Origin of the sequence: uncultured Aquabacterium sp. (assembly GCF_913773725.1) — a bacterium.
GTDB lineage: Bacteria > Pseudomonadota > Gammaproteobacteria > Burkholderiales > Burkholderiaceae_C > Aquabacterium.
This window is the reverse complement of the sequence record NZ_CAJYGK010000086.1, coordinates 52766-66546: the sequence shown is the minus strand read 5'-3', so window position 1 is coordinate 66546 and position 13781 is coordinate 52766. Positions and strand designations below refer to the sequence as shown.

Here is a 13781-nt window from a genome sequence, read left to right as displayed (position 1 = left end):
AGCGGCATTCATGAAAGCACTGAACACCTTGAAAATGGGCCACCGGCTGGGTCTGGGTTTTGCTGTGGTCCTCGCCCTGGTCGTGAGCATCTGTGCGCTCGGCTGGACCAAGTTGCAGAACACGCGGGCCAACGCATCGCAGGCGGCTGCGGTCCGGCTCATCGCAGACCAGGCCACGCGCTGGCACAGCCTCACCATGTTGAACGCCAACCGCACGCTGGCCATTGCCAAGTCGGGCAACCATGAGGGTGTGCAGGCCCATTTCTCTGGCCTGATGAAGCAGACCTCGGCCGAGATCACCGAGTTGCAGAAGTCGCTGGAGAGCGCGGCAACCTCGGAGCAGGAGCGTGCCACGTTCCAGGAGATCGCTGCCCGCCGCAAGGTGTACATCACCGCACGTGACGAAGCGCTCCGGCGGCTGAAGGCCGGCGACGCCGAGGCGGTCGCCTTTGTCGACAAGGAACTGGTGCCGTTGGTCGAGCGTTACCTCGAGGCCATTGCTGAACTGGGCAAGCAGGAGCGGGTCCGCGCGGAGGCCATCGAGCAGACGCTGCACGACGAGGTGGCCACGGCCCAGACCACGATCGTGGCGCTGGGCGTGGTGTGTGTGCTGGTGGGTGTCTTCGTCGCACGGGCCATCACCCTGTCGGTCACCCGGCCGCTGGCCCATGTCGTGAAGGTGACCCGGGCGATTGCCGATGGCGACCTCACGCGCACCTCTCGCATCGAGGGTGAGGACGAGGTGGCCGAGGTGCTGCGCTCCTTGCAAGAAATGCGAACTTCCCTGGGTGGCATCGTGCAGGAAGTCAGGCACTCCACTGATTCGATCCGCGTGGCGAGCTCCGAGGTGGCTTCCGGCGGCATGGACCTGTCCAACCGCACGGAGCAGACGGCCTCGAGCCTGCAGGGTGCTGCATCCTCCATGGAGCAGATCGCCACCGGCGTGATGCAGACCGCGGAATCGGCCGGCACGGCGGCTGATCTGGCGCGTCAGGCCGCGGGTGCGGCCGAGCGGGGCGGTGAGGTGGTGTCCCAGGTGGTGAGCACCATGGGCGAGATCAACCAGCGCTCGCAGAAGATCGTCGACATCATCAGCGTGATCGATGGCATCGCCTTCCAGACCAACATCCTGGCGCTGAACGCTGCGGTGGAGGCCGCCCGGGCCGGTGAGCAGGGCCGCGGCTTTGCCGTGGTGGCGGGCGAGGTGCGTCTGCTGGCCCAGCGTTCGGCGGAGGCGGCCAAGGAGATCAAGTCCCTCATCGGGGCCTCGGTGGAGTCTGTCGAGGCCGGCGCCCGCCTGGTGGAGGAAGCTGGCACGTCAATGGGTGCCATCGTCAATGCGGTGGAACAGGTCAACCGCATCATCTCGGAGATCACGGAGGCGACCAAGGACCAGTCGGATGGCATTTCGCAGGTCAACCGCATGGTCGGCGACCTCGACAGCATGACGCAGCAGAATGCCGCGCTGGTCGAGGAGTCCGCCGCTGCGGCAGCCAGCATGAAGGACCAGGCGGCCCGCCTGGCGGACCTCGTGTCGGTCTTCCGCGTGGAAGGCCGCCCGGCCTGAGTCCGCCGTGATCGGCCGGTCGGTCAGCGCGGCTGACCCATCCGGGCCATGGCCTGTCCGGCCAGCCCGGCAGGGGTGCCACCGGTATGGGCCGCGTGCGCCTGGCACCGCCCGAACACGTAATCGGCCTCCCGCACCGAGCGGGTCTCGAGCCAGTAGCGCCAGGTCGACTTCGGCCAGATGGCGAAGTTGATGCCGTCGGCGGTCTGATACCAGCTCTTGCAGCCCGAGCTCCACACCGTGCCTTTCAGGCTGCGGGTCATCTCGCCCAGAAAGCGCTGCATGGCCTCGGGCTTCACGTCGATCCAGTCGGCCTGGCGGCGCTTGACCAGCTCGATGCACTGGATGATGTAGTCGACCTGCGCCTCGATCATGAAGATGATCGAGTTGTGGCCCAGACCGGTGTGGGGGCCTACCAGCTGGTACATGTTGGGGTAGTTCGCCGTGGTGATGCCGTAGTAGCTGGTGGGGCTCACCTTCCAGTCTTCCTGCACGGTGTGGCCGTTCAACCCGCGCAGCTCGAAGTTCTTCATGTAGATCCGCGGGTCGACGACGAAGCCCGTGCCCAGCACGATGCAGTCCAGCTTGCGCTCCTTGCCATCGCGGGTGACGATGCCGTCGGGCGTGATCTCCTGGATGGCATCCGTGACCAGCTCGACGTTCTTGCGGTTGAACGTGGGATACCACTTGTTGGAGATCAGGATGCGCTTGCAGCCCAGCGTGTAGTCCGGCGTGAGCTTCTCGCGCAACGCGGGATCCTTCACCTGGTAGGCAATGAACTTCTTGAGCAGACCTTCGCCGATGCGGGCCATCCACGGGTTCAGGATGGGCCACAGGCGTGACTCGTTCGTCCAGTAGCAGCGCCAGCGGTGGAGCGTCTGCGTGAAGGGCAGGGCCTTGAACAGGGCCTTGCGCAGGCTGGAGTAGCTGCGCTCGTCGCGCGGGATCACCCAGGCCGGTGTGCGCTGGAACACATGCAGTTGCGCCACCTTGGGCGCGATTTCGGGCACGTACTGGATGGCCGAGCCACCCGTGCCCAGCGACGCCACGCGTTTGCCGCGCAGGTCATAGCCGTGGTCCCATTGCGCCGAGTGCATCACCTTGCCCTTGAAGGTGTCCAGTCCCTTGATGTCGGGGAAGGCGGGCACGTGCAGGGGGCCCGACGCCAGCACCCAGTGCCGCGCCATGATGGTTTCGCCGCCTGCGGTCTTGATCACCCACCGGCCGGTGCCTTCGTTGAACACGGCGCTGACCACCTCCTGATTGAAATGGATCTTGGAGCGCAGGTTGTGCTTCTTGACCGTGTCGAGGATGTACTGCTGGATCTCGTGCCAGGGCGCGTAGCGCTTGCTCCAGTCGGCCTTCTTCTCGAACGAGTAGGAGTACATGTGCGACTGCACATCGCAGGCCGCGCCGGGGTAGTGGTTGTCGCGCCAGGCGCCGCCGACCTCGGCGGCTTTCTCCAGGATCAGGAAACTGTGGATGCCGCGCTTTTGCAGCTGGATGGCCATGGCCAGCCCGCCAAAGCCGGCGCCGGCGATCGCGACGTCGACGTGGTGAACAATCGGTTGAGGTGCGGTGTGCTGCTGCATGGCGAGGCCTTTTCTGGGTGTGTTGCCCCCTGGCCCGTGCCGCCGAGGGAGGCGGACACAAATCAGGGGCGTGTCTCCGAACATGGCGCGATGGTGCGCGCCCACCCCCGAGGCAGCCATGCTAGATTCGACCGAGCAATTGATTCTTCCGGCCAGAAACCCGCCGTTTTCGGGTTTACCCAGGCCAGTTAATTGACCTGAATCAACATGAGCACCCGATCCATTCTTGGCCTGATCTACATGGTTCAGGGTCTGAAGCAGCTGGGCGAGGACCCGGAGCCCGTGCTGCAGCGGCATGGGCTCACGCTGGACAAGCTCGATCCGAGCACACGCATCGAGCGGTCGCGCGAACTGCGCATCTATGCAGACTTGGCCGAAGGACTGCACGACCCCCTGGTGGGGCTGCGGCTGGGCGGGTTCTACGGGCTCGCGGGCTACGGCCCTCTGGTCATGCTGTTGATGACCTGTCCCAATGCTTACGAAGCCTTCCAGACGGGGATCCGGTACCAGAAGCTGACCTATCTGTTCGGCACGCTTCGCATGGAGCCGGGCGAGCGGCAGAGCGCGCTGGTGTTGCAGCCCATGCCGATGCCGCCCCAGGCCTTCCGCTTCCGGGTCGACGGCGAGGTGTCCGGCACGTACAAGATGGTGCGTGACATGCAGGCGACGCTGGGCATGGACATCCGGGCCGAGCGCATCGACATGCCCTATCCGCGTCCGCCGGAAGCGGCGGCCTACGAAGCCTACTTTGGCTGTCCCGTGCGCTTCGGCGAGCATGAGGCCCGCTTCTGGTTGCGCAACGAGCATCTCCAGCTGCGGTTTCCCACAGCAGATCCTTCCGGGCATGCGATGTACCGCGCCATGTGCGACCAACAGCTGCAGATGCAGGCGCAGTCCGACGACACCCTGGCCGAGCGGGTTCTGGCCCACCTGAGTCTGTTCAGCGGTGCGTTTCCGTCTGCGGAGGAGGTGGCCCGCTCCTTCGAGATGAGCGAGCGCAGCCTGCGGCGGGCGCTCAGCGAGGACGGGCGCGGCTTTCGCGAGCTGTTGGCGGAGGCGCGTTACGCCAAGGCGCGGCACCTGCTGAAGCACAGCAGCCTGTCCGTCGAAGAGGTGGCGCACCAACTGGGCTACGCCGAATCGGCTGCCTTCATCCATGCGTTCCAGCGATGGGCTGGGCAGACGCCGGCGGTGTACCGGGCCGGACGCGCATAATTCAACTAACCGCAGGAGCCCTACCTCTAAACGTGCAGCGTGTGCGTTTGATTGTTTAGATTCAATTTACGGTTAGTTGAAATCTGTAATGGATCCCTTCCTCGTCGATCACCGGGTGGCATGGCTGCTCTCCGGGCTGCACAAGCAGGCGTATGTCGCCACGAGTCGGGCACGAGCTCGGTCGCCCGATGTGCTCTCGGAGGATGCTGTTGCGGTTTACCGGACCATGGTTCGCGCCTATGTGGAATGGGCGCTTACGCAGGGGCTCGACCCGAAGCAAGATCCGACGGCGGCCATCAATGCCTTCTTGGAACACAAGTGCGCTGGTCCTTCCGGGTGGTCCGAGGGCACTTACCGCCGTTACGCGCGTCTGCTGACTCGGCTGCACTGGGCGGTGCAGGGCGGCTCGCTGGTGGTGATCAAAGGCTGGCCGTCCACGGCCGAGGCCGCGCCATCTGCCTTGAGCAAAACGGCAGCAGAAAGCGACGAAATCGAAGCGGCGTGGTCGCTGGGGATGGACGCCTGGATCACCGGAGAGGAAGTGCTTCGTCTGACCGACCCGGTTTTTTCGCTGGCTGGCCCTGCCTCTGCGGCACCGGGCGTGCCCGTCCTGCCGCGCGACGTGCCATGGAAACTGGCACGCAATCTGGTCATCCTCTCGCTGGGGTTGGACTTGGGCTTGCGGTTTCAGGAAATAAGACGCTTGCGGCAAGGCTCATTTTCGACCGAGGCGGACGAGACCCGGGTGACGATTCACCGTGATGAAACGGCGCCCACGGCTCGGCATCGGCTCGTGACGGCCTCCGGAGATTCCGAAATCGACACCTCGCCGGGAATGGTTCGAGCGCACCGCCTGCTTCAGTGGTGGCTGAAACTCATGCCGGAGACATTGCGAGGTTCGGATCGCCCCATATTGCCGTCGACGGGCAAAGGGGGGCACCTGACACCCTCCACGGTCTTCCGGATTCTGGAGGGGCTGGGCGCCCATTCACCTGATCCGGACCATTGGCTTTTCCATGGCGGCATTCAGGCGCTGCGGCGCGCACATATTCACATGGCGCTGGCAGAAGGTGTTCCTCCGCAGGAACTGCAAAATCGCCTTGGCATTCATCACCTCGCGTCCATCGAACGCTATCTGGGCTGAGCACCAGTGCCGGCCCCGGACACGGTGCGCCCCTTCAGAATGTGAAAGAAATTGCCAACTGTTGCAGCTCGACGCGAAGGTGAAATAAGAGAAGAGCGGGTGGAATCTGAATAAGTTGCGGGCCCCTCAACGCATGTATCATCGCTGTCATTCAATGTATTGACTTATCGGAGACAGAGATGAACTATCAGGAACTTGCCGCCAAGAAGGCCGACCTCGAACGTCAGGCCGCCGAGTTGGAAAGGCAGATCAAGGAGGCCATGCAAGCCGAACGCGCAGGGGTCATTACCAAGATCCGCCAAATGCTGGCAGACAATGGGCTGACCGTGGCCGATCTGATGAGCGCAAAATCGCCCCGCGGCGCGTCGGGTAATGGCAGCAAGGTGGCGCCCAAATACAAGGATCCCGCCACAGGCTCCACCTGGAGCGGACGCGGACTGAAACCCAAATGGGTCCAGGCCGCCTTGGCCGATGGCAAGAGCCTGGACGACTTGAAGGTCTGACGCCGACGCCGGTCGGCTCTGTTTCGGGACCCGGCACACGGGCCAGCACTGCCCATCCTTCAGGCCAGCCCGCACCAACGCGTCATCCCCAGCAGCACGGTCGTCCACGCGATGGCCACCACCGAAAGCAGAGCGGTGGTCGCGATGACCACGCTGCGCAGGGCCCCTTCGCGGCGGGCTCTCACCGCTCGCCGGCAGAGCGACAGCTCCGCTGCCAAGGCGGCCACCGTGCAGCACGCCAACCCGGCGTACAGGCCGAGATGGGCCCTGCCTGGGCTGCCGTCTGGATCCTGACTGGTGTGCACATCACATGCCAGACTCACGCTGACATAGCACAGCGCAAAGTGGAGCGCCCACACCAGCAGCGGCGCTGCGCTGCTCCACACCACGGGCCAGAAGCCGCGCTCAGCGTGCAGACCGTCAGGCGATGCCTTCACATCAGCCCCTGCACAACGTAGGGCGTGACGGTCACGACCACACCGTGCGCACAGGCGTTGAACCACAGCAGGGCGCAGTTGTCCGCAGTGGACCGCTGGTGCGGCTGAACCCAGCTCCGCCACATCCGGGCGGCCAGGTAGACCGCGAGCAGAACCTTCAGCGCCACGTGCGCACCGAGGTAACCGATCATCGCGGCGATGCTGGCCGACCAGGCGTGGCGCGTGGGTTGCAGATGGGCGTCTGACATCGCTTCGAGCAGCCCCACCAACGCCCACACCGCGGCGCCCAGCGACAGCAGCACCGTGGCCATCCTCCAGCGTGGCAAGGGGTGCCGCCCGATGCCACGCAGAGCCGCTGCAAACAACGCCGCCGACAGCAGGAAACCGCCCACCACCGGCACGGCATCACGCCACCAGGGCGGCAGCGCAGCCCCCGGTGGTGGGCAGATGTCCAGGCGCATCGCCAGGTGCAGGTGCGCAAACACCATCGAGCCCAGCACCGTACCGTCCACCACCAGCAGGATCACGGTGGCCCACCACGCATGCGAGGCGGTTCGGACAGCCCCGATGGGCACCGTCACGCCGCGTCCCACTGCCGCCCGCGCCGGGGCATCCGGCAGTGCCCGATCGGTGTCCCACAACCAGATGCAGCTGCCCCCCAACGCCAGCAGGCCAAACAGCCCGGCAAGCAGGGTCGCCTTCACCGTCAGCAGAAGGAAGAAGCCCGCCGTGCCCAGGGCCGCTAGCAAAGGCCACCAACTTGGCTCGGGCAAGATCATGAGGTGCTGCAACTCGGCCGTCCGGGCTCGGGTGATCAGGGTTTCGCGCCGGCCGGTGGCCGTGCCCGGCAGCCAGTGCCCTCCCGCCTCGACCTCGTCTGCCAGACGCCGTTGCCGCCACAGCGGCCACAGGCTGCGCACCTGAGGCACGCTGCGGGGCCCGTAGGCCTGCTGGGGCAACCACTCGAGCGACGCCGACCGCCACGGGTTGCCGGCGGGCCGTGCCGGGCGGCAGGCGGTCCGGACGAGGTCAATCAACAGACACAGCACGCCCGTCGCGAGCATCAGTGCCCCGCCGGAGGACAGCAGGTTGGCGCCGTCCCATCCGAGGCCGGGGCTGTAGGTGTAGACCCGCCTGGGCATGCCCCACATGCCAAGCAGATGCATCGGAAAGAACGTGAGGTGAAAGCCCAGAAAGCACAGTCCGAACACCCATCGTCCGCAGCGCTCGCTCAGCCGCCACCCGTTGTGCAGCGGCATCCAGAAGTACAGCGCCGCGAACAACGGGAACACCAGCCCGCCGATCAACACGTAGTGAAGATGGGCCACGATGAAATAGCTGTCGTGCACCTGCCAGTCGAAGGGCAGCACGGCCACCATCACGCCGGTCAGGCCGCCGATCACGAAGGTCAGCAGAAAGCCGATGATGAACAGGGTGGGCGTGTCGGCACGCACCTGTCCGCGCCACAGCGTCGCCACCCAGGCGAACACCTGAATGCCGGCGGGCACCGCCACGGCCAGGCTGGCCACCGAAACCAGGCTGACGGCCAGCGTTCCCAGACCCGCGGTGAACATGTGGTGCGCCCACAGGGCGAAGCTGAAACAGCCGACAGCGGCCAGTGCGGCCACGATGGCCTGATGGCCCACCAGGGGCCGACCGACCAGCGCAGGCAGCATGGCCGAGACCATGCCCGCAGCCGGCAGGAAGATGATGTAGACCTCCGGATGGCCGAAGAACCAGAACAGGTGCTGCCACAGCAATGGATCGCCGCCCCGACGGGGGTCGAACAGCGGCCAGTCGAACGCCCGCTCCATCTCCAGCAGGGCGGTGCCGGCGATGACGGCCGGGAAGGCCACCACGATCATCACGCCCACGATCAGCATCGACCAGGCATACACGGGCATCCGGCTGAGCGTCATGCCGGGGGCACGGGTCATGAGGATGCCGATGATGAGCTCGATGGCCCCGGCGATGGCCGAGATCTCGATGAAGCCGATGCCGAGCAGCCAGAAGTCCGCATTCAGGCCCGGCGAATGGACCTTGCTGGTCAGAGGCGGATACATGAACCAGCCCCCATCGGGAGCCAGGCCGGCAAACAGGGTGCAGAAAAAGGCAAGCCCACCAAAGGCATAGGCCCAGTACGCGTAGGCCGACAGCCGAGGAAAGGGCAGATCACGCGCGCCCAGCATGTTCGGCAGCAGGAAGACCGCGATGGCTTCGACGATGGGCACGGCGAACAGAAACATCATCACCGTGCCATGCATGGTGAAGACCTGGTTGTACGTACCGGGGCTGAGCCAGGTGGCATCGGAGGTGGCAAGCTGCGCCCGCATCATCAAGCCGAGCACCCCGGCCAGCACGAGAAACAGCAGGGCTGTGGCAATGTAGAGCCGGCCGATGAAGGTGTTGTTGACGGCCGTCAGCACGCGCCAGCCGGTCGGGCGTGCCCACGCGCGCTGGAGCGCAGGCAGCTCGTCGTCCGGCCGGGGCATGGCATTCGGAAGATCAGGCCGGGACGGAGCCACATCGGTCATGGCAGTTGCTCCACATACTGGGCCAGGGCATCGAGCGTCTCGGCATCCAGATGAGCATAGGAAGGCATGCGAGCGCCCGGCTTGAGCCCCTGCACACCCACCAGCCAGCGCTTGACCGCCCCGGGTCCATTGGGCAGCACGCCCGCACCCAGAGCCTGCCGCTGCGCCACGCCCGACAGCGGTGGGCCGAGGGCTGGACCCGGATGCCCATCGGCCGCGCCATGGCAGACCGCACACCCCTGGGCTTCGAAAGCACGGCGTCCCGCCGTCACCGCCGCCCCGGAAGGGGGGGCTGCCAGCGTGCGGACACGCCCAGCCAGCCAGGCATCGAACTCGGCCGGCGGCATGGCCACCACGTGCAGGGCCATGCGAGCGTGCTGTTCGCCGCAGAACTCGGCGCACTGTCCTCTGTACACGCCGGCCCGCGTCGGGGTGACCACCAGCCGGTTGACGCGTCCTGGGACCAGGTCCATCTTGCCGCCCAGCTCGGGCACCCAGAAGCTGTGCACCACGTCCTCCGATACCAGACCCAGATGGACGCGGCGACCAACCGGTACGCGCAGTTCATTGGCCCACACCACGTCGAGCCCACTGGCCGGATCCCGGTAGCGCATTTCCCACCACCACAGTCTCCCGACGACGCTGACCACCAGGTCGGGCTGGGCAGCACGGGCCACCAGCGTGTCCGTGCGCTGTGTGCTGTAGAGCAGCAGGGCCGTCAACACGACCACCGGAAACGCGATGCCCCCGCCCCACACCCACCACCGCAGCCGCATGCGCCGGCCACGCGGTCGCCGGATCGCCAGCACGATGAGCACGGCCATCAATCCTGTGATCACAGCCGCGCCCACGGTGAGCACCCAGGCCAGCTCCGTCAGCACGGCCGCCTCGGCGCCGGCCGGCCGCCAAATGGACGGTATGGTGAGCGGCGCGAGCAAGGTGGCGGGCATCCTGACCGGCCTTCATTGCAGGGACAGGAGGTAGGCCGCCATGTCCCGCGCATCGCGGTCGGGCACACCCATGTCCGGCATGGGCGTGCCGGGAACCACGCTCTGCGGCGCTGCAATCCAGCGTGCCAGCGCCTCTGGCCGGTTGGGCACTTCGCCCGCGATGTAGCTGCGGCGGCCAAAGCGCGCCAGCGATGGACCGACGCGGCCATCCGCCTGGGCGACGCCCGGCACGACGTGGCAGCTGCCACATTGGTAACGCGTCATCAGCACCTGTCCGTGACGGACGCGGGCATCGGCGTCATCCGGCAGAGCCTGGTCGCAGCCGGACAGCAAGGCCAAGGCCAGCATGCAGCCGCTCCAGCAGCCCGGCCCGCGATTTGCCCTGTGCCGGCCATGAAGCCCCTTGCGATCTTCGTCCTGACCTTGACCGGCACGGCTGCCGTGGCCGTGCTGGGCGGCGCTGTCGTCGTGGCAACCGGGTGGTACGACGTCTCGGCTGCCAGCAGCCACACCCCGCCGGTCTACAGGCTGCTGGAAAAGGCCATGCACCAGGCCGTGCGTGTGCGCGCCCGCGGGATCGAGCCGCCCCCGTTGCATGAGCCCGCGCGCATCCATCGGGGCGCCCTCTGCTACCGCGATCACTGCGCGCAATGTCACGGTGGGCCCGGCGTGGCGCCATCCGACCTGGCCATGGGGCTGCAGCCGCTGCCCGGGCCCCTGATGGACGCCGCCCACCGCTGGCGTCCGGCCGAGCTGTACTGGATCACCCGCCATGGCATCAAGATGAGCGGCATGCCGGCATGGGGCATGCGGATGACGGAGGAGGACCTGTGGGCCTTGACCGCCTTCCTCGGTCGCCTGCCCGACCTGTCGCCGGCCGACTACGCGCGCACGGTCACCCGAGCCGAGGGGGGGCAATGCACCACCTTGTCCGCCAGTTGCCGCGCCGGGCACTGTCGCGACGAACGGGCCGCGGCCACGCCGGCTTACGTACCGTCCGGGCCCTGGCCGGTCCGGGGTCCTGAACGGGACGCCGCGGCCCGACTCGCCTTGCAGCAGTACGCTTGCATCGCCTGCCATCTCACACCCGGCCTCATCGGGCCGGACGCCCATGTGGGGCCACCGCTGTCGGGACTGGGCCGGCAGCAGCGCGTGGCGGGCCGCTGGCCCAACACCCCCGAGCAGCTCGCGCAGTGGCTCCAGACACCGCATGCGCTCGACCCACGGTCGGCGATGCCCGCGCTCGGCGTCACGCCCGAGCACGCGCGCCTCATGGCCAGCTACCTGCTCGATCAGCCGTGACAGCACCGTTTGCTCCTCAGGGCCGCGGCAAGGCATAGGCGATCACATGGTCGCCGGGCTGCGTACCCAGTGACCCGTGTCCCCCCGCCACCACCAGCAGATACTGCCTGCCGTCTGACCCGAGATAGGTCATGGGTGTGGCCTGCCCTCCCGCGGGCAGACGGGCCTCCCAAAGCACCTTGCCGCTGATGAGGTCGTATCCGCGCACGCTGTTGTCGAGGGCGCCCGAGAGAAAGGCCACGCCCCCGGCCGTGACGATGGGCCCGCCCAGATTGGGCACCCCCATCCGGAAGGGCAGTGGCACCGGGGCCAGGTCGCGCACGGTGCCATTGCGATGGCGCCACGCCACCCGGCCGCTCATGAGGTCCACACCCGCGACGAAGCCCCAGGGCGGCCGATGACATGGCAGACCGAACGGAGAGGTGAACACCGCCAGCTTGACCGCATACGGCGCGCCGAAGTTTTCATTCAGCGCCGGCAGGCTGTCCTGAGGTCGATTCCGCCCCTGGACCACCAGGCTCTCGTCATCAGGACGGGGTACGAGCTGTGAGGTGAAGGCCAGGTAGGTGGGCGTGACAAACGCCACCTGGCGTTGGGGATCGACGGCAATCCCGCCCCAGTTGAACACACCGAAGTTGCCCGGGTGGATCAAGGAGCCCCGCACCGAGGGCGGCGTGAAGCGCCCGTCATAGTGCAGCCGCTTCATGGCGATACGGCATCCCAACTGGTCAAACAGGGTGGCGCCCCAGGCATCTGCGCCCGTCAGGCGAGGCGGCTCGAAGCTGATCGCCGAGACGGGTTGCGTGGGCGCGGCCCGGTCGCTGTGTTGCGCCGACCGGGACACGGGCTGCTCATGAACCGGCCAGATGGGCCGGCCCGTTCGACGGTCCAGCACGAACAGCTCGCCCTGCTTGGTGGCCTGCACAAGCGCGGGAATCTGCCGCCCCCCTGAGGTGATGTCGAGAAGGCTGGGCTGCGCCGGCACGTCGTAGTCCCACAGGTCGTGGTGCACGGTCTGGAAGACCCACCGCACCCGGCCCGTGGCCACGTCCAGTGCCACCACCGAGGAGGAGAAGCGCTCGGCTTCAGGCGTGCGGCGTGCGCCCCACTGGTCGGGCGGCGCATTGCCCATGGGGACATAGACGAGGCCGAGGGTCTCGTCCACGGCAGACACCGACCAGCTGTTGGGCGTGCTCTCCACATAGGTCTGTCCGGGCGGCAACGGCGATGTGTCGTTGGGCCGCCCGGGATCCCAGTTCCACAGCAGACGTCCGGTGTGGACGTCATACGCCCGGATCACCCCCGACGGCTGGCGGGTCGAGACGTTGTCCAGCACGGTTCCCCCAACGATGAGCCGATCTCCTGCGATGGCTGGCGGGGAGGTGGCGTAGTAGCCACCGACACGCGCATGGGGCATGCCCTCCCACAGGTTGATCTGCCCCGTACCGTCGCCGAAATCCGCGCAGACGGCACCGGTGGCCGGATCGAGCGCCACGATGCGCCCGTCGGCCGTGGGCATGAACAGTCGGGCACCGCACCGGTTGATGCGAGGCCCGGATTGCGTCGCCACAGGCAGGGTAACCGGAGCGGACGCGGCAGGCTGCGGCATGGCAGGGGCAAGCGGGTCCGGGGCGGTGCCCGTCGCGGCCCCCGCTGAGGCCCCGGGGTGATAGGCCAGGCCCCTGCAGGTCAGATGCTGGAGGGCCATGTCCCCTTGCACGCGGAGCGACATCCGCCAGCGTTCCACTCCCGTGGTGGCGTCGAGGGCCACGACCATCTGGTGCGGTGTGCACAGGTAGAGGAGCTCCCCCACCTTCAGCGGTGTCACTTCGAAGGTCGTTTCCTCGGGGTCGCCCGGGCGACCACGGACATCGCCCGTGCGGTAGTGCCAGGCCACGCTCAGATCGGCCACATTGGCCGGCGTGATCTGGGCCAGCGGCGCATACCGCTGCCCCAACTGCGAGCGTCCATAGGCATGCCAATCTGCATCCGGAACCGGGTCGGATGCCGCCGACGCGGTGCGAGGCGCTGCAGGCAAGGTGCCACTCACGTCATGCGGGTCGTACATCCAGCAGCCCACGGCGACGGCCAGGAAAGCTGCGAGCGACACGGCCAGCAGGGCGCGAGGCAGGGACCACGTCGCCTGCCTTTCCGAAGCCGTTCCAGGTTGCCCACGCGACCGGCGCGCATGCAGCCGGCCAGCCACCATGGGCAGGCACAGCCACAGGCCCAGCAGGAAGGGCACGTCCATGCGGATGGCCAACGGCCACCAGTCCGGGCCCACTTCCCACAGGCCCCAGGCGAGGGTCAGGATGAGCAGGGCAGCATGCACGCCCAGCGCCTGGCGATCGCGCCGCCAGAGCAAGACGCCCACCAGCCACAACAACGCCCCGGCGACGGCGTAGTAGGGTGTGTCACCGAGGCTGATGAGCCAGGCCCCGCCCACCACCAATCCGGTCCCCATGATCAGGGCCACGACGGCGGTGAGCGTCACCACCCAGCGGGCCTGGCCCGTTTCGGTCATCTCCGACTCCCCG

At 67.1% G+C, this 13781-nt stretch carries 11 protein-coding genes; 5 read left to right on the top strand and 6 right to left on the bottom strand.

The annotated features are described in order from the left end of the window. Positions 1-10: 10 nt before the first annotated feature. On the top strand, positions 11-1567 hold the full coding sequence (locus QZ709_RS09530) for a methyl-accepting chemotaxis protein (protein WP_294637032.1): 1557 nt from the start codon (positions 11-13) through the stop codon (positions 1565-1567). A gap of 23 nt (positions 1568-1590) precedes the next feature. On the opposite strand, the gene QZ709_RS09525 is transcribed toward QZ709_RS09530, so the two are convergent. Then, entirely contained in the window at positions 1591-3159 is a 1569-nt protein-coding gene (locus QZ709_RS09525; protein ID WP_294637031.1) for an NAD(P)/FAD-dependent oxidoreductase, read from the bottom strand. Positions 3160-3366: 207 nt separating this feature from the next. Between QZ709_RS09525 and QZ709_RS09520 the strand changes: the two genes are divergently transcribed. The 3 genes from QZ709_RS09520 (at position 3367) to QZ709_RS09510 (ending at position 6021) form a co-directional block, all read left to right on the top strand. Next, positions 3367-4374, top strand: coding sequence for an AraC family transcriptional regulator (locus tag QZ709_RS09520; protein WP_294637030.1), 1008 nt, complete (start codon positions 3367-3369; stop codon positions 4372-4374). Positions 4375-4462: 88 nt separating this feature from the next. Beyond that, positions 4463-5518, top strand: a complete 1056-nt coding sequence (locus tag QZ709_RS09515; protein ID WP_294637029.1) for a site-specific integrase — start codon at positions 4463-4465, stop codon at positions 5516-5518. 179 nt (positions 5519-5697) lie between these two features. Next, positions 5698-6021: an H-NS histone family protein gene (locus QZ709_RS09510; RefSeq protein WP_294637028.1), complete on the top strand. Its 324-nt coding sequence runs from the start codon at positions 5698-5700 to the stop codon at positions 6019-6021. 59 nt (positions 6022-6080) lie between these two features. Here QZ709_RS09510 and QZ709_RS09505 read toward each other — a convergent pair whose 3' ends face one another. The 4 genes from QZ709_RS09505 to QZ709_RS09490 are packed head-to-tail and all read right to left on the bottom strand — an operon-like array spanning position 6081 to position 10290. Then, complete coding sequence (locus QZ709_RS09505; protein WP_294637027.1) at positions 6081-6458, bottom strand: hypothetical protein; 378 nt, start codon at positions 6456-6458, stop codon at positions 6081-6083. Then, the gene (locus QZ709_RS09500) at positions 6455-8992 is read right to left on the bottom strand and encodes a cbb3-type cytochrome c oxidase subunit I (protein WP_294637026.1); all 2538 of its coding nucleotides are present in this window, start codon (positions 8990-8992) and stop codon (positions 6455-6457) included. Before QZ709_RS09500 ends, QZ709_RS09505 begins: the two co-directional genes overlap by 4 nt. Next, on the bottom strand, positions 8989-9942 hold the full coding sequence (gene coxB, locus QZ709_RS09495; protein WP_294637025.1) for a cytochrome c oxidase subunit II: 954 nt from the start codon (positions 9940-9942) through the stop codon (positions 8989-8991). The genes QZ709_RS09500 and coxB overlap by 4 nt, the downstream gene beginning before the upstream one ends. 12 nt (positions 9943-9954) lie before the next feature. After that, positions 9955-10290 (bottom strand): c-type cytochrome, encoded by a 336-nt coding sequence (locus QZ709_RS09490; RefSeq protein ID WP_294637024.1) that lies wholly within the window; start codon positions 10288-10290, stop codon positions 9955-9957. Positions 10291-10335: 45 nt separating this feature from the next. On the opposite strand from QZ709_RS09490, the gene QZ709_RS09485 reads away from it, so the two are divergent. Next, positions 10336-11244, top strand: a complete 909-nt coding sequence (locus QZ709_RS09485; RefSeq protein ID WP_294637023.1) for a c-type cytochrome — start codon at positions 10336-10338, stop codon at positions 11242-11244. 16 nt (positions 11245-11260) lie between these two features. On the opposite strand, the gene QZ709_RS09480 is transcribed toward QZ709_RS09485, so the two are convergent. Next, positions 11261-13768: a membrane-bound PQQ-dependent dehydrogenase, glucose/quinate/shikimate family gene (locus tag QZ709_RS09480; RefSeq protein WP_294637022.1), complete on the bottom strand. Its 2508-nt coding sequence runs from the start codon at positions 13766-13768 to the stop codon at positions 11261-11263. Between the last annotated feature and the right edge of the window lie 13 nt (positions 13769-13781).